The sequence below is a fragment of the Streptomyces sp. NBC_00096 genome (assembly GCF_045041305.1).
GTDB lineage: Bacteria > Actinomycetota > Actinomycetes > Streptomycetales > Streptomycetaceae > Streptomyces.
The window spans coordinates 2,208,390-2,224,379 of sequence record NZ_CP108221.1; the positions used below are offsets into that span (position 1 = coordinate 2,208,390).

The following is a 15,990-nucleotide window of genomic DNA, read 5'->3' on the forward strand; positions in this document are numbered from 1 at the left end:
GGGCGGTACCCGACCGTCAGTGGCTCGGGTTGATGTCCGCGGGAAGCGCTGCGACGAAGGGGTGGTCGCGCTCGATCAGGCCGAGCTTGGAGGCACCACCGGGCGAACCGAGCTCGTCGAAGAACTCGACGTTCGCCTTGTAGTAGTCCTTCCACTCCTCCGGAGTGTCGTCCTCGTAGAAGATGGCCTCGACCGGGCAGACCGGCTCACACGCACCACAGTCGACGCACTCGTCCGGGTGGATGTACAAGGACCGCTGGCCCTCGTAGATGCAGTCGACGGGGCACTCTTCGATGCATGCCTTGTCCTTGACGTCGACACAAGGCTGCGCGATGACGTAGGTCACGCTCTCGTTCCTCCTCGGTAGGGCTTTCCATATCGCGCGGGAGCGCGGCGTCGTCGATGCCCGCCTCTAGTATCTCCGTTCCCGGGCACGATCCGAACAGGAGGGGCGGACAGAGCTGTGGAAATCACTGCCGGTGGACGGCTGGAGATCCGGATTACACCCGCTGACGTGGGTAAACGTGTCTCTGTACGACGGGTGGAGCGCGGCTCGGGCGGGGCCCCCGCGTTCACGGACACGGTAGGGGTTCTCACATCCTGGAACACCGGTGTGGTGACGATCACACGAAAGACCGGCGAGTCCGTCCGAATCGCGGAATCCTCGCTGGTCGCGGGCAAGGTCGTACCGGCCGCGCCGGCCCGGCGCAGGGGCCCGGCGGCCTCCTTCGGGGAACTCGCGCGGACCTCAGCGCGGGCCTGGGTACCGCTGGAGAACGAGCCCCTGGGCGAGTGGACGCTCCGCGCGGCCGGCGGATTCACCCGGCGGGCCAACTCGGTGCTGGCGCTCGGTGATCCCGGGATCCCGCTGGACGATGCACTCGCGCGAGTGACCTCCTGGTATGCGGAAAGAGGACTTCCGGCCTACGTCCAGGCCGCCACGGGGGCCGCGGGCACGCAGGAGATGCTGTGCGCGGAGCTGGAGGCCCGGGGCTGGGCCCGCGAGGTCTCGGCGCAGGTGCGCATCGGCGGGCTGGCGGCGGTCGCGGACCTGGACGTGGACGAGGCCCTGGTCTCGGACGTACGGCTGACCCGTGCCCCGGACGAGGACTGGCTCGGGCGCTACGGGCGGGTGAAGGACCCGGAGACCGCCCGCCGGGTGCTGACGGCCGGGCCGTCGGTGTGGTTCGCGGCGGCGGGCGGCCTGGCGATCGGGCGGCTCGTGGTGGACGGCCGGTGGGCCGGTTTCGCGGCGGTCGAGGTCGATCCGGAACACCGGCGGCGCGGCCTCGCCTCGGCCGTGATGGCGGCGCTGGCGCGGCGGGCGCTGGAGGAGGGCGCGTCGGCGGCCTGGCTCCAGGTGGAGGAGGACAACACCGGGGCGCGGGCGCTGTACGAGGGGATGGGCTTCGCGACCCACCACTCCTACCACCACTACCGCCGGGTGGCGGTGTGACCTCGCCGTGGCGGGAGCGGTTCGCCGAGGAGGCGCGGGCGGAGCGGCCGGACCTGGCCACGCTGTGCCTGCTGCTGGCCGCGGAGGGGGACCCGGAGCTCGACGAGCGGGTCATGGACTGGGCGCAGATCGAGCTGGACCGGATGGCGGGGATGCTGCCGTACGGGCTGCGGGGCGCGGCCGCGTGGGCTTCCGCGGTCAGTGCGCTGCTGGGCGGGCGGATGGGGTTCCACGGGACCCCGGGTGACTACGACCGGCTCTCGTCCTCGTTCCTGCACGACGTGCTGCGGCGGCGCCGGGGGCTGCCGATCCTGCTGTCCGTGGTCTGGCTGGAGGTGGCCCGGCGGGCCGGGGCCCCGGTGTACGGGCTGGCCCTGCCCGGGCACTTCGTGGTGGGCTTCGGCGATCCGGAGGAGGGCGTGGTCGTCGACCCCTTCGCGGGGGGCGCCTCGCTGGGCGCGGGGCCGGCGGAGCTGGCGGCCGGGCCCCGGACCGCGGCGCGGACGCTGGCCATCGTCCTGCGGATCCTGAACAACATCCGGGCCTGGGCCTCGACGCGGCCCGAGCACTCGGGGGTGGCGCTGTGGACGCTGGACCTGGCGCTGCTGCTGCCGTCGCATCCGGCGGCGTTGCGGTACGAGCGGGCGAAGCTGCTCGTGCAGCGGGGGGATTTCGCGCGGGGGGCGGCCGAGCTGGAGTCCTACGCGCAGGTCGTCGACGTGATCGACCCGCCGGTCGCCGACCGCATCCGCGCGGAGGCCGTCTCGGCCAGGGCCTTGCTGAACTAGGCCGTCTCTTTCGGATCTTGTCGGGCCCGCAAGATCCGAAAGAGCCGGCCTAGCCCCCGGGAGCGGCGCAGCAGGGGTTAGAGCCAGCCCTTTTCGCGGGCCACGCGTACCGCTTCGGCGCGGTTGCGGGCCGCCAGTTTCTGGATGGCCGTCGAGAGGTAGTTGCGGACCGTGCCCTGGGACAGGTGGAGGCGGGTGGCCAGTTCCGCGTTGGTCGCGCCCGACTCCGCCTCGCGCAGGACCTCCCGTTCGCGGTCGGTCAGCGGGTTGGCGCCCTCCGCGAGGGCCGCCGCCGCCAGGTTGGGGTCGATGACCCGCTCGCCCGCCAGCACCTTGCGTACCGCCGCGGCGAGTTGCGCGGCCGGCGCGTCCTTGACCAGGAAGGCGGAGGCGCCGGCCTCCATCGCCCCGCGCAGGTAGCCGGGCCGGCCGAAGGTGGTCAGGATGACGATCCGGAGGGAGGGGAGCGCCGAGCGCAGGGCCGCGGCCGCTTCGATGCCCGTCATGCCCGGCATCTCGATGTCGAGGAGGGCGACGTTGACGTCGTGGGCCCGGGCCGCCGCCACCACCTCGTCGCCGCGGGCGACTTGGGCCAGCACCTCGATGTCCGGCTCCAGGCCGAGGAGGGCCGCCAGCGCCTCGCGGACCATGGACTGGTCTTCCGCCAGGAGGATCCGGATCGGGCGTGGGCTCATGACTGCGATCCTATGGGGATGCGGGCCTGGAGCCGGAAGCCGGTCTTCCCCGAAGCTCCTGCGGACAGGGTGCCGCCCACCGCTTCCAGTCGTTCCGTCAGGCCCGTCAGGCCGTTGCCCGGCACGGTGGGGCCGGCCGATCCGTCGTCGGTGACCGTCAGTTCGGCGACCGGGCCCGCCAGGGTCTGGCGGGCGGCGAGGCCGACCGTGCAGCGCTTCGCGCCGCTGTGCCGGACCACGTTCGTGACGGCCTCGCGCAGGGCCCAGGCGAGGGCCGATTCGATCTCTTCCGGGAGTTCCGCGTCGCAGTCCGACGGGAGGTCGGCGAGGATGCCGGCCGCCGTCAACGCGGTGCGTGCGCCGGCCAGTTCCCCGGGCAGCGTCGGCCGCCGGTAGCCGCTCACGGCCTCCCGTACGTCGACCAGCGCCTGCCGGCTGACCTGCTCGATGTCCGCGACCTGGCGGGCGGCCGCCTCGGGCTGGTCCGGGAGCATCCGCCCGGCCAGCTCGCTCTTGAGCGTGATCAGCGACAGCGAGTGGCCCAGCAGGTCGTGCAGGTCGCGGGCCATCCGCAGCCGTTCCTCGTTGGCCGCGAGCTGCGCCACCGTGGCCCGTGCCTGGCGCAGCTCGATGGTGGTGCGGATCATCGCGCGGATGCCGACCATCGCGAACCCGCCCATCAGGGAGGGGATCAGCAGACCGGCCAGGTAGGCCTTGCCGCCCGGCACCGCGAGGGCCGTCGCCGTGAGCAGCGCCGTCGCGCCGGGGACGGTCCAGCGGGAGATCTCCCCGGGCAGGGCCGCTCCGGAGGAGATGGCCACGTAGACGAAGAGCACGAGCCATTCGCGGCCCAGCGCCAGGGAGAGCACGCTGGCCTGGGCGGCGAGCACCGCCACGGAGAACAGGACCCGTCGGGTGTCCATCTGCCGGGCGGTGCGGAAGACGAGGATCAGGTACCAGGCGACGAAGGTCACCAGGCCCAGGCCGCCGAGCAGCCGGGCTCCGGTGCTGTGGCCGCCGCTGATCAGGTCGGTGACGGGGGCGCTGAGGTAGAAGAGCCAGAGGCCGATCCACAGCCCCTTCACGATCTTCTGCCGGCGGTTCTCCGGCGGGACCCCGACCCGGGTCGCGCCCGGTACCCCCGTCGGTTCCCCGGCTTCCGGGCTGCTGGTCACGGCTCTCACGCCTTCAGGGAGTCCTTGCGGTACAGCCAGGCGGCGGCACCAGTGAACAGTACGAAGTACACGGCGAGGATCGCCACGTCCTTGGCGTGCGGCGCGCCGCCCAGCTCGATGGCCTGGCCGAGGCCGGCGTAGGCGTGGGTCGGGAGCCATTCGCAGATGTTGCGCAGCCACTGCGGGAAGTTGGCGGTGGGCATCCACAGGCCGCCGAGGATGGAGAGGCCGAAGTAGAAGAGCATCGTGACGGGTCGGACGGTGTCTCCGCTGGCGAGGTAGCCCAGCGCGACGCCGAGGGCGGCGAAGACCAGGCTGCCGGCCCAGATGGAACCGGTGAGCGCGAGCCACTGCCAGGCTTCGAACCGGACGCCCTTGACGCCCGCGGCCACCGCGAAGACGACGAGGATGGCGGGGAGCGAGAGCACGCCGGCGCTCGCGGTCTTGGCGATGACGTACCCGCGGCCGGGCAGGGAGGTGAGGCGCAGCTGGCGGATCCAGCCGGACTCGCGCTCCTTGGCGATGCGCTCGCTGTTGCCCATCAGGACGGCGGTCAGGGCGCCGAAGGAGGCCATCGCCACCATGTAGAACGCGGGCAGGGGGAGGTCGCTGCCCATGGCCTTCGTCGAGCCGCTCAGCGTGCCGCCCAGCATCAGGAAGAGGGCTGCCGGGTAGAGGACGGTGAAGAACATGTACTTCTTGTTGCGCAGGGCCCGGGTGATCTCGAGCGTGACGAGCTTCGTCGTTCCGGTGTTCATCATGTCGCTCAGGCCTCCTCGGCCTCGGTGAGGGCGATGAAGGCCTGTTCCAGGCCCAGGCCCGCGACCTCCAGGTTGCGGGGGTAGGCCCCCAGGGCGTACACGGCGTGGACGGTCGCGTCGGCGTCGCTGGACTGGAGCCGGACGGTCTCCCCGTGCCGCTCGAAGCCGGTGAGGTGCGGGAGCTCGCGCAGGGCCTGTTCGTCGACCGCGCCCTCGGTGAGGTCGAAGGCGATCCGGCGGGCGCCGGCCCTGGCCTTGATCTCGGCGGCGGTGCCGTCGGCGAGGAGCCGGCCCTTGCTCAGGACCAGGACCCGGTCGGCGATCGCGTCCGCCTCTTCGAGGTAGTGCGTGGCGAACAGGACGGTGCGGCCCTGGGCGGCCTGCTCGCGCATGGTGGCCCAGAAGGCCTGGCGGGCGGTGACGTCCATGCCGGTGGTCGGCTCGTCGAGCACGATCAGGTCGTTGTGACCGGCCGTGGCGAGGGCGAAGCGCACGCGCTGCTCCTGGCCGCCGGAGAGCTTGTTGACCATCCGGCCGGCGATGTCGGAGACACCGGCGAGGCCGAGCACCTGGTCCACGGGGTACGGGCGGGGGTGCAGGGCGCAGGTGAGCGTGACCAGTTCGCGTACGGTCACGTCCTCCATGAGGCCGCCGGTCTGCAGCATCACGCCGACCCGGCCGGCCGCGATGGCCTCGCGGGGGGTGGTGCCGAAGAGCTGGACGGAGCCGGAGTCGGCGGGGCGCAGGCCGAGCATCAGGTCGAGGGTGGAGGACTTGCCGGCGCCGTTGGGGCCGAGGAGCGCGACGGTCTCGCCCGGGTGGAGGTCGAGGGTGAGTCCGTCGACCGCCCGGACCGGGCCGTAGTTCTTGGTCACGTCTCGGAAGCTCACCACGGCCGCGCCGGCGGGGGCATTGCCGCTGCCGGGCTCCGTGGCGGCGCTGGAGTGCGTCGCGGTCGTCGTCTTCATGGCTCAAGACTCGCCCGTACGGGGGTCCGTGCGGCAGTGTCCCGCGTCGTGGGAGCCGCATGACGGATGTCATGCGGCGGGCATGACGCGGATGCGCCGGAGCCCCTCCCCGGCGTCCGGGCAGGGGCTCCGGGCAGGGGCTCAGTTCGCGTTGGTGTCGATGACCGCGGTCCGCTCCGCGGTCGTCTTGCCGCGCAGGGCCTTGCCGAGGGCCACGGCGACGTCCTGCGGGGTGACGGCGGTCTTCTCGCCGGTGCCGCGCGTGATGAGGACGCCGTCGAAGGCGTTCCCGTAGGTCGTCTTGAGCGCTTCCAGGTCGTACTTCTCGACGAGGTGGCCGTCCACGACCTGCATGCTGAGGATCTTCGGCAGGGACTTGGAGCCGAAGGGGAGCGATTTGCCGCCCGCCTTGACGGTGGCGGGCGCCGACATCGCGGGCTCGGCGAACTCCTTCATGGCCCGGTCCAGTTCGTCCTTGCCGACGACCGGGTCCTTGGTGGCGATCGGGAGTTCGACCGGGGCGGCCTTGCCGGAGGCGACCATGTCGCGGAAGGCCTTGTTGACCAGGCCGACGGACCCGTCCACGTCGAGCGTGGAGCCGGGCTTGCCGGGGACGGCCACGGCCTTGCCCGTGTCGAAGGTGATGGTGCCCTCGGTGACTGACCCGGCGGTTCCGGCCAGCTCCTGGAGGGCGACCCGCAGCTTCTCCTCGTCGGTGGGCATGACCGGCTCGGCCCTGCGCTCGCTGCCGAACAGGGAGCCGATGACCGTGACGGGGTTGTAGTCGCTGCCCGCCGCGTTGCGCACGGTGGTCTGGCTGTCCAGGCTCAGGCCGGCCTTCTCGGGCTTCAGCTCGACCGGCTTGCCCCCGACGGTGAACTGGAGCGGGGCGGCCGCACGGTTGCCGAAGGCCGTCTGGAGCTTGGCCACGGCCTCGTCGCGGGTACCGCTGATGTCGACGTCGAGGACGGTGGTGCCCTTGGGGACGTCGGAGTGGTTCAGGAGCAGACCGGCGCCGTAGGCCACGGCGAGCAGCCCGAAGAGGGCGCCGCCGAGCAGGACGAGCTTGTTGCGGCCCTTCTTGGCGGGCCGGGAGGACGCCTTGGACTTCGCCGAGGGCGCCGCCGGGGCGGGCACGCTCTGCCCGGCGGCCCGGGGGACCGGCGCGGGCTGCGGATGCGGGAGTCCGGTGGCGTCCAGCTCGGGGCCGGGCCAGCGGGGCTCCCGCGCATCGCCCACGGGTACGGTCCCCAGCGCGGGCCCGCCGGTGGGCCCGGCCGGGCCGGAGCCGTAGCCGGGCAGGCCGGGGCCGGACGGGGGGCCCGCGAAGCCCATGGTCGGGGTGTCCTGGCCGGCGCCGAAGGCGGGACCGCCGGCCGGACCACCGACCGGACCGCCGGCTCCTGGGCCCCGGGGCACGGGTCCGGGGCCCGAGCCGTACGCGGCACCCGCCCCGGGCTGCGGAACGCCGGGACCGGCGCCGGGAGCCGCACCGGGGCCGACGCCGACGCCGGGACCCCGCCCCAGGCCGGTGCCGGGGCCCGCGGGGGCACCCGGACCCGGACGGGCGGCTCCGGCCTGCGGTGCGGCGAAGCCCGGACCGGCGCCGGTGCCACCCGGGCCGGGGCCCGCCGGCGCACCGGGGCGCGGACCCGCCGGGGGCCGTGCGAAGCCGCCCGGGGGCGTGTCGAAGCGCGGGCCGGCGGGCGGCATCGGAGCCGGGGCGGCGGGCATCCGGCCGGCGGCGGGGCCGGGGCCGCCGGGGCCGGGGCCCGTGGGCGCACCGGGGCGCGGGCCGGCGGGCGGGGGCGGGGCGAAGCCCTGCGCGGGAGTGTCGTGGCGCGGGGCGCCGGGGCCCGCGGGTGCGGTGCCCGCCGCCGGGGCCTGGGCCCGCGGGGGCGCCGCTGCGGCCTTGCGGGGCGCGAACCAGTTGCTGGCCGTCTCCTCGGCCGGGGACGGCTCGGGGGCCGGCTCCGGGGCCGACGCGGCCGCGGGCTCCGGCTCGCCCTCGGGCTCCGGCACGGTCGTGCGTACGACCACGGGCGGAATCGGCCGCGAACCCGGGATGTTGATCCGGATCCGGGTCGTCAGCTGGGTCTCCGTCTTGGGCCCGTCGGAATCCGGCGTGGACGGCTTGGCGGGCGGTGCGGTCACAGAACTCTCCTCCGGGGTGGTAGCCGCGCCCGGTCCGGACGGCACAGTCGTGGACGGATTCTGGCCGGTTCCATACGGCGGCGTACCCGAGGGGTAGGCGGCTCCACCGCGCCCGTTGGGCCCGGAGGACGGACTGTCAGTTTCACGACTCAAGGCAGGTTCTCCCGATCGGCTCCACCGCCCGTCATACCGTGCGCGGGCAGCTCGGCGGCCGGTCCACCATACTGTCCGCCGCCGGAGCGCACCCGACTCCCAGGATCGAAGGCCTCCTCCCGGCCCTCTTCAAGGCCCTTCCGGACACCCCCGGCGCACCCGCCGATCCCCCGTACCGCAGGGCCCGTAGGCCCGGAAGGCCGCCTTCCGGGCCGTTCGTCAAGGAGTGGCGGGTGTCCGGCCCCACGTCACCTGGCGGCCTTGACGGCCGAAAGCGGCCGGTCCCCCGGCCCGTTCATCGTGGCGCACATCACAGCCAGCACCACACCGCCCAAAAGGTAGGCGTACATGCCGATTCCGGACGAACTGAGCAGGAAGTCGCCCTCCGGTCTCGGCAGGCTGAGGAACACGTAGGAGAGGAACCAGCCGGCGGCGCCCGCCCCCACCCCGATGCCGGTTCCCAGGGCGATCCGGCCGCCGAGGAACAGCCCGAAGAGGGCGAGGAGCCCGAGCAGCAGCCCGCCCGGGAGCCACAGGTCCACCACGAGCCAGCCGGCCGTGCCGGTCAGCACGCCCGCCACCAACAGGCCCAGCACGGTGGCGATCCGTCCCGCGGTCCAGGTCCCGGTCATGCCCGCACCCCCGCGAAGAGGTCGCGCTCGCGCTCGCCCGCCGGGGCGCCCGGCCGGCCGGCGGCCAACTCGTAGTACTCGCGGGCGAACAGCGGCTGCGCCAGGTCGTTGGAGAGGGCGAAGAAGGGGCCGTCCACGGCGATCTGGGTCGCGTGCGCCCGCATCGCGGCGGTCTTGGCGGCCACGAAGGCCTCGTCCGCTGCCCCGTCGGCGCCGATCTCGGCGGTGATCCGCCCGTCGGCCACCACGCCCGGCACGTCGTCCGGTTCGGCCAGCCCGGGGAAGGGGGTGCCGCCCCCGGCCGCGCGCAGCCGGGCGAAGCCCTCCTCGACGACCGAGCGCGGGACGCGGTTCCAGTAGAGCTTCTCGATCGCGTGCGGCTCGCCCAGGTCCCGGCGGTACGTGGGATCCGCGGCCAGTTCGGCGCCGCGGGTGGCGACGCGGTGGGCCTGGATGTGGTCGGGGTGGCCGTAGCCGCCGTCCGGGTCGTAGGTGACGAGGACCTGGGGGCGCAGTTCGCGGATCACCTCCACGAGGTACCCCGCGGCCTCGTCCACGTCGGTGGACCAGAAGGCTCCGGGCCGGCGGTTCTGCTCGGCGCCCATCATCCCGGAGTCCCGGAAGCGGCCGGGGCCGCCGAGGAAGCGGTGGTCGGCGACGCCCAGTTCGCGCATCGCGTCGGCGAGCTCGCCGATGCGGTGCGTGCCGAGGGTGTCGTCGCGGTCGGCCGCGAGGTGGGCGAGTCCGGGCGGGATGACCTCGCCCTCCTCGCCGAGGGTGCAGGTCACCAACGCGACATGGGCGCCCTCGGCCGCGTACTTGGCCATGGTGACGCCGTTGTTGATCGACTCGTCGTCCGGGTGCGCGTGCACGAGGAGGAGCCGACGGGCGGGAAGACCGTTCATGGGGCAAGCCTACGAGGCCCGGCGCCCCGGACCCCACGAGGCCGCACCCCCGGCCGCCAGAGCTTCGGGCCGTTGGAGCTTCGGGCCGTCAGAGCTTCAGGCCGCTGATCATGCTCGCCACGTTGGAGGTCAGCTGGGAGAGCGTCGGAGCCATGGTCGAGCTCGCCAGGTAGAAGCCGAGCAGCACGCAGACCGCGGCGTGACCCGCTTTCAGGCCCGAGCGCCGGACCAGCAGGAACACGACGATCGCCAGCAGCACCACGGCCGAGATCGATAGTGCCACGGCGTTTCACCTCCACGTCGAGCGGACATCGGGTTCGCGTACTCGCAACTCGGTGCTCGGCAGAGTCATACCCACCGTGCGCTACGGATCATAACTATCCGTACCAGCACATCGATCGATTCCGGCAGCACGAGGGGCGCACGCCGCGCACCTCCGGGGTCACGGGAGTACCGGCCGGGGAGCCTGTACGCCTCCCCGGCCGGCTGTCGGCACCCGCACGGCCGCACCGGACCCAGGCTGCCGGGCCCAGATCTCGGGGCAGAAACGGTCAAGTTGCCTACATGTAAACCGAGTTGTGGAGGAGTTGTGGTGCCGTTCGCAGCTGTGGCGAGAAATGAGCGGTGGCGGGGGGCCGAAGCTCACTCCTTGGTCAGCGGTCCCGGCGCCGGCGGCGTGTCGGACGGCGGGACCACCTGCCGCTCGGAAGCGAAGTGGCAGGCCGAGGGATGGGCCGCCGGGCCGCCCGGGAGGAAGGCCGGGATCTCCAGGAGCGGGACCTCCGTCGCGCAGCGGGCCTCGGCCTTCCAGCAGCGGGTGCGGAAGCGGCAGCCGGACGGCGGGTTGGCCGGGGAGGGCACGTCGCCGGAGAGGATGATCCGGTCCCGCCCCGTGCGGGCCGCCGGGTCGGGGACCGGGACGGCGGAGAGCAGCGCCTGGGTGTACGGGTGGGTGGGGTGGTCGTAGATCTGCGTGTCGGTGCCGATCTCGACGATCCGGCCCAGGTACATGACGCCGACCCGGTCGGAGATGTGCCGGACGATGGAGAGGTCGTGCGCGATGAACACGTAGGAGAGGTCGAACTCGTTCTGGAGGCGCTCCAGGAGGTTGATCACCTGGGCCTGTACGGAGACGTCGAGCGCGGAGACCGGCTCGTCGGCCACGATGATCTCGGGCTGGAGGGCGAGGCCGCGGGCGATGCCGATGCGCTGGCGCTGGCCGCCGGAGAACTGGTGCGGGTACCGGTTGATGTACTCCGGGTTGAGGCCGACGACGTCCAGGAGCTCCTGCACCTTGCGGCGCCGGTCGCCCTTCGGGGCCACCTCGGGGTGGATCTCGTAGGGCTCGCCGATGATGTCGCCGACCGTCATCCGCGGGTTCAGCGAGGTGTACGGGTCCTGGAAGACCATCTGGATGTTGCGGCGGACGGCTTTGAGGGCCTTGCCGGACAGTTTGGCGAGGTCCTCGCCCTTGTACCGGATGGCCCCCGCCGTGGGGCGTTCCAGGTTGACCAGCATCTTGGCCACGGTGGACTTGCCGCAGCCAGATTCCCCGACGATGCCGAGGGTCTCGCCGGCCCGCAGGTCGAAGGAGACCCCGTCGACGGCCTTGACGGCGCCGACCTGCTTCTTGAAGAGGATGCCCTGGGTCAGCGGGTAGTGCTTGACCAGGTCCCTGACCTCCAGGATGGACTCAGCCACCGAGGCACTCCTTCCAGAAGAAGCAGGCGCTGGCGCGGTCCGGTCCGACCTCGGCCAGCGGCGGCACGTCGGTGCGGCAGACGGCCCGGGCCATCGGGCAGCGCGGGTTGAAGGCGCAGCCGGGCGGGATGGCCAGCAGGTTGGGCGGCAGGCCCTTGATGGCGTAGAGCTCCTGGCCCTTCTGGTCCAGGCGCGGGATCGAGTCGAGCAGGCCGCGGGTGTAGGGGTGGGCGGGGTTCTTGTAGATCTCGTGGACGGGGGCGGTCTCGACGATCCGGCCGGCGTACATGACCGCGATCTTGTCCGCGACGTCGGCGACGACGCCGAGGTCGTGGGTGATCAGGATGAGGCCCATGTTGAGCTCGCGCTGGAGCTCCGCGAGGAGGTCCATGACCTGGGCCTGGACGGTGACGTCCAGGGCCGTGGTCGGCTCGTCGGCGATGATGAGCGAGGGTTCGAGCGCCATCGCCATGGCGATCATGATGCGCTGGCGCATGCCGCCGGAGAACTGGTGCGGGTAGTCCCCCACCCGCTCCCTGGCCGCCGGGATCTTCACCCGGTCCATCAGCTCGACCGCTTTGGCCCTGGCGTCCTTGCGGGACATCCCGCGGTGGACCTCGTACATCTCGCCGAGCTGGGCGCCCACGCTCAGCACGGGGTTGAGGGAGGACAGCGCGTCCTGGAAGATCATGGCCATTCCGGCCCCGCGGATCTTCCTGCGCTCCTCCTCCTTCATCTTCAGCAGGTCCTGGCCCTTGAAGAGGATCTCGCCGCCCGTGATGCGGCCCGGCGGCATGTCCAGGATGCCCATGACGGCTTGTGCGGTGACCGACTTGCCCGAGCCGGACTCGCCGAGCACGGCGAGCGTCTCGCCCTCGGCCACCGAGTAGTCGACTCCGTTGACGGCCTTCGCGACTCCGTCCCGCGTCTTGAATTCCACGTGCAGATCGCGCACTTCGAGCAGCATCTACGGGGCTCCTCAGCGCAGCTTGGGGTCGAGGGCGTCGCGCACCGCGTCGCCGAGCATGATGAACGCGAGCACGGTGATGCTGAGCGCGCCCGCCGGGTAGAGCAGCATGTGCGGGGCGTTGCGGATCTGGGAGGCGGCGTTGGAGATGTCGATGCCCCAGGAGACGGTCGGCGGGCGCAGGCCCACGCCGAGGAAGGACAGGGTGGCTTCCAGGGCGATGTACGTACCGAGCGCGATGGTGGCGACGACGATGACGGGCGCGATCGCGTTGGGTGCGACGTGGCGCAGCAGCATCCGGCCGTTGCCCGCGCCGAGCGCCCGGGCGGCCTGGACGTAGTCGTTCTGTTTGGCGGTGATGACCGAGCCGCGGGCGATGCGGGCCAGTTGCGGCCAGCCCAGCAGCACGATGAAGCCGACGACGGGCCAGACGGTGGTGCTGGTGACCACGGACAGGAAGACCAGGCCGCCGAGGACCACGGGGATGCCGAAGAAGATGTCGGCGACCCGGGAGAGCAGCGAATCGGCCCAGCCGCCGAAGAAACCGGCGAGCCCGCCGAGCGCCGAGCCGAGGAGGGCCGCGCCGAGGGTGGCGCAGATGCCCACGGTGATGGAGGCGCGGGCCCCGTAGACGGTGCGGGTGTACACGTCGCAGCCCTGGGTGTCGTAGCCGAAGGGGTGGCCCGGGGAGGAGCCCTGCTGCGATTTGGACAGGTCGCATCTGAGGGGGTCGCCGCTCGCGATGAGCTGGGGCCAGATCGCGATGACGACGAGGAAGAGGATCAGCAGGCCGGCGAAGATGAAGACGGGGTTGCGGCGCAGTTGGTGCCAGGCGTCGGACCACAGGGAGCGGGCCTTCTCCTGGGGTCCGGCGGGTCCTCCCCCGAGCTCCTTCTCCAGGCTTTCGGCCTCCTCCAGCGCGAGATCCATGGCCCCTCCCTGGCCGGTGGGGGCGATGGCCTCGTGGGCGCCGGCGCTCAGTGGGTCGAAGGCGGGTCGCTCGGGCTCAGGCATAACGGATCCTCGGGTCCAGGACCGCGTAGAGCAGGTCGACGAGCAGGTTCGCCAGCAGGAACACGATGACGAGGATGGTCACGAAGCCGACCACCGTCGGGGAGTTGTTGCGCAGGATGCCCTGGTAGAGCTGGTAGCCCACCCCGTGGATGTTGAAGATCCGCTCGGTGACGATGGCACCGCCCATCAGGGCGCCGATGTCGGTGCCGATGAAGGTGACGACGGGGATCAGCGAGTTGCGCAGCAGGTGGCGGGTGACGACCCGGCGCCGGGGCAGGCCCTTGGCGACGGCGGTGCGGACGTAGTCGGCCTTGACGTTCTCGGCGATGGAGGTCCGGGTGAGCCGGGTGACGTAGGCGAGGGAGACCAGCGCCAGGACGATGCCGGGCAGGATGAGTTCGTTGAAGGGGGCGTCCGGGGAGACGGTGGGCCGTACCCAGCCCCATTTGACGCCGAAGACGAACTGCAGCAGGTAGCCGGTCACGAAGGTCGGCACCGAGATGACCACGAGGGTGAGCACCAGCAGGCTGGTGTCGATGGACTTGCCGCGCTTGAGGCCGCTGATCACGCCGAGGGTGATGCCGACGATGATCTCGATGACGATCGCGACGATGGTCAGGCGCAGGGTCACCGGGAAGGCGGTGGCCATGAGCTCGGTGACCTTCTGGCCGTTGAAGGCAGTGCCGAAGTCGCCCTTGAAGATCTGGCCCATGTAGTGCAGGTACTGCTCCCACAGCGGGCGGTCGAGGTAGAGGTCCTTGCGGATGCGGGCGGCGGTGGCGGGGTCGGGGGCCTTGTCGCCGAAGAGGGCGGCGACGGGGTCACCGAGCGCGTACACCATGAAGAAGATCAGGAACGTGCTGCCGATGAACACGGGGATCATCTGGAGCAGTCGCCGGATCACATAACGTCCCATGGACTGCTCCAGGATCGATCCGTGGACGGGTCAGCTGACCTTGATCTGGTCGTAGACGGGGACGCTGAACTGGTTGAGCTCCACGTCCGAGATCCGCTCCGAGTGGCCGGCGCTGCCGTTCTGGTACCAGAGCGGGATCGACGGCATCTGGGCGGCGAGGATCTTCTCCGCCTCCTGGAACTTGGCCGTCGCCTTGGCCGTGTCGCTCTCCCGGTTGGCCTCGTCGATGAGCTTGTCGAAGTCCGCGTTGCTGAACTTGCCGTAGTTCGAGGAGGCGCCCGTGAAGTACAGCGGCTCGAGGAAGTTCTGGATCAGCGGGTAGTCGGCCTGCCAGCCGGACCGGAAGGGGCCGGCCAGCTTGTAGGAGCTCTGCTGGTTGCGGAAGTCGGCGAACGTTCCGACGGGGTTGACCGTGCAGACCGGGCCTTCGCCCAGCGCGTTGTTGATGCTGTTGCAGACGGCGTCCATCCACTCGCGGTGCGAGCCGGTGTCCACGTTGGACGTCAGCGTGACCTTGCCGCCGGGCAGTCCGACCGAATCGATGAGCTTCTTGGCCTCGGTGGGGTTGAAGGAGCAGGCCTCGCCGCAGGCGGTGGCGGAGAAGCCGCCCTTGTCTCCGAGGGCCTTGGAGGTCCAGTCCTTGGCCGGGGTGCGGGTCTCCTTGAAGATCTGCTTGGTGATCTCGTCGCGGTTGATCGCCATCGAGATGCCGATGCGGACCTTTTCCATGCCCTCCTTGCTCCACTTGGGGTCGTAGAGCGGGAAGGTGAGGGTCTGGATGATCAGGGCGGGCTGGTTGATGTACCGGTCGCCCAGGTCGTTCTTGACGTTCTTGAGCTGCTGCGCCGGGATGTCGTCGACCAGGTCGAGGTTGCCGGAGATCAGGTCGGTGTAGGCGGTGTTGTTGTCGGTGTAGACCTTCAGGTCCACGCCGCCGTTGACCGCCTTGTCCGCGCCCGTGTAGGCGTCCCACTTGCGCAGCTTCATGCCGGTGCCCTTGGTGTACGAGTCCACCGAGTACGGGCCGTTGCCGACGGGCTTCTTCAGCCAGCCGTCGTGGTCGGTGAAGAAGGCCTTGGGCAGCGGGGAGAACGCCTGGTAGCCGAGGGTCTCGGGCCAGGTGGAGAACTTCTCCTTGAGCGCGACCGTGAAGGTCTTGGGGTCCTTGACCACCAGGCCGGACATGGTCTTGGCCTTGGGGTCGCCCGAGGCGGGGTGCACGTCCGAGTAGCCGACGATGTCGGAGAAGAACGGCGAGTTGTTCTGCTTCTTGCTGACGTCCGCGCCGTAGTTCCAGGCGTCCACGAACGACTGCGCGGTGACCGGCTCGTCGTTGCTGAACTTCCAGCCGTCCTTCAGCGTGATCGTGAAGTGCTGGCTGTCGGTGGTCTCGATCTTCTCGGCGAGCATGTTCTTGGCCTCGCCGGTCTTCGGGTCGTACCGCTTCAGACCCCGGAAGATCATGTCGAGGACCTTGCCGCCCTGGACCTCGTTGGTGTTGGCGGGCTCCAGCGGGTTCTGCGGGTCACCCCACGAAGAGCTGATGATTCCCTCGCCACCGCCCCCGCCGCTGTCGCTTCCGCCGCCGCCGCAGGCCGTCGCCGCCAGGACGACGGCCGCCGCGCATGCGGCCCACTTGGCGTGGGTGGCTCCGCGCATGGAGTGCCTCCTACTGGGATCCCAAGACTCACTTAGGGCCCAATGT

Annotated in this window: 16 protein-coding genes; 2 read left to right on the forward strand and 14 right to left on the reverse strand. The window is 71.5% G+C overall.

Features of this window, described 5'->3' with window-relative positions; translation table 11 throughout:
• Positions 1–16: 16 nt before the first annotated feature.
• The gene (gene fdxA, locus OG904_RS09370) at positions 17–346 is read right to left on the reverse strand and encodes a ferredoxin (RefSeq protein WP_405489245.1); all 330 of its coding nucleotides are present in this window, start codon (positions 344–346) and stop codon (positions 17–19) included.
• Between the two features lie 117 nt (positions 347–463).
• On the opposite strand from fdxA, the gene OG904_RS09375 reads away from it, so the two are divergent.
• Both OG904_RS09375 and OG904_RS09380 read left to right on the forward strand, forming a co-directional pair.
• Entirely contained in the window at positions 464–1,456 is a 993-nt protein-coding gene (locus OG904_RS09375; RefSeq protein WP_405489247.1) for a GNAT family N-acetyltransferase, read from the forward strand.
• Positions 1,453–2,244: a tetratricopeptide repeat protein gene (locus OG904_RS09380; RefSeq protein WP_405489249.1), complete on the forward strand. Its 792-nt coding sequence runs from the start codon at positions 1,453–1,455 to the stop codon at positions 2,242–2,244. Before OG904_RS09375 ends, OG904_RS09380 begins: the two co-directional genes overlap by 4 nt.
• Before the next feature lie 77 nt (positions 2,245–2,321).
• Here OG904_RS09380 and OG904_RS09385 read toward each other — a convergent pair whose 3' ends face one another.
• The 13 genes from OG904_RS09385 to OG904_RS09445 form a co-directional block, all read right to left on the reverse strand.
• A complete protein-coding gene (locus OG904_RS09385; protein WP_405489251.1) occupies positions 2,322–2,939 on the reverse strand; it encodes a DNA-binding response regulator in 618 nt (205 codons plus the stop codon).
• Positions 2,936–4,114 (reverse strand): sensor histidine kinase, encoded by a 1,179-nt coding sequence (locus tag OG904_RS09390; RefSeq protein ID WP_405489253.1) that lies wholly within the window; start codon positions 4,112–4,114, stop codon positions 2,936–2,938. The genes OG904_RS09385 and OG904_RS09390 overlap by 4 nt, the downstream gene beginning before the upstream one ends.
• Before the next feature lie 5 nt (positions 4,115–4,119).
• Positions 4,120–4,872: an ABC transporter permease gene (locus OG904_RS09395; protein ID WP_405497894.1), complete on the reverse strand. Its 753-nt coding sequence runs from the start codon at positions 4,870–4,872 to the stop codon at positions 4,120–4,122.
• Between the two features lie 8 nt (positions 4,873–4,880).
• On the reverse strand, positions 4,881–5,843 hold the full coding sequence (locus OG904_RS09400; protein WP_405489255.1) for an ABC transporter ATP-binding protein: 963 nt from the start codon (positions 5,841–5,843) through the stop codon (positions 4,881–4,883).
• A 141-nt stretch (positions 5,844–5,984) separates the two neighbouring features.
• Complete coding sequence (locus OG904_RS09405; protein ID WP_405489257.1) at positions 5,985–7,997, reverse strand: hypothetical protein; 2,013 nt, start codon at positions 7,995–7,997, stop codon at positions 5,985–5,987.
• A 401-nt stretch (positions 7,998–8,398) separates the two neighbouring features.
• Positions 8,399–8,782 (reverse strand): DUF6113 family protein, encoded by a 384-nt coding sequence (locus tag OG904_RS09410; protein WP_405489259.1) that lies wholly within the window; start codon positions 8,780–8,782, stop codon positions 8,399–8,401.
• Complete coding sequence (gene mshB, locus OG904_RS09415; protein WP_405489261.1) at positions 8,779–9,687, reverse strand: N-acetyl-1-D-myo-inositol-2-amino-2-deoxy-alpha-D-glucopyranoside deacetylase; 909 nt, start codon at positions 9,685–9,687, stop codon at positions 8,779–8,781. Before mshB ends, OG904_RS09410 begins: the two co-directional genes overlap by 4 nt.
• Positions 9,688–9,775: 88 nt before the next feature.
• Positions 9,776–9,970, reverse strand: a complete 195-nt coding sequence (locus OG904_RS09420; RefSeq protein ID WP_405489263.1) for a hypothetical protein — start codon at positions 9,968–9,970, stop codon at positions 9,776–9,778.
• 359 nt (positions 9,971–10,329) lie between these two features.
• Positions 10,330–11,388 (reverse strand): ABC transporter ATP-binding protein, encoded by a 1,059-nt coding sequence (locus tag OG904_RS09425; RefSeq protein WP_405489265.1) that lies wholly within the window; start codon positions 11,386–11,388, stop codon positions 10,330–10,332.
• Entirely contained in the window at positions 11,381–12,355 is a 975-nt protein-coding gene (locus OG904_RS09430; protein WP_405489267.1) for an ABC transporter ATP-binding protein, read from the reverse strand. The genes OG904_RS09425 and OG904_RS09430 overlap by 8 nt, the downstream gene beginning before the upstream one ends.
• Before the next feature lie 12 nt (positions 12,356–12,367).
• Entirely contained in the window at positions 12,368–13,369 is a 1,002-nt protein-coding gene (locus OG904_RS09435; RefSeq protein WP_405489269.1) for an ABC transporter permease, read from the reverse strand.
• Positions 13,362–14,285 carry an ABC transporter permease gene (locus OG904_RS09440; RefSeq protein WP_405489271.1) on the reverse strand — a complete coding sequence of 308 codons (924 nt, stop codon included), beginning with the start codon at positions 14,283–14,285 and terminating at the stop codon, positions 13,362–13,364. The genes OG904_RS09435 and OG904_RS09440 overlap by 8 nt, the downstream gene beginning before the upstream one ends.
• Before the next feature lie 30 nt (positions 14,286–14,315).
• Entirely contained in the window at positions 14,316–15,944 is a 1,629-nt protein-coding gene (locus OG904_RS09445; protein ID WP_405489273.1) for an ABC transporter substrate-binding protein, read from the reverse strand.
• Between the last annotated feature and the right edge of the window lie 46 nt (positions 15,945–15,990).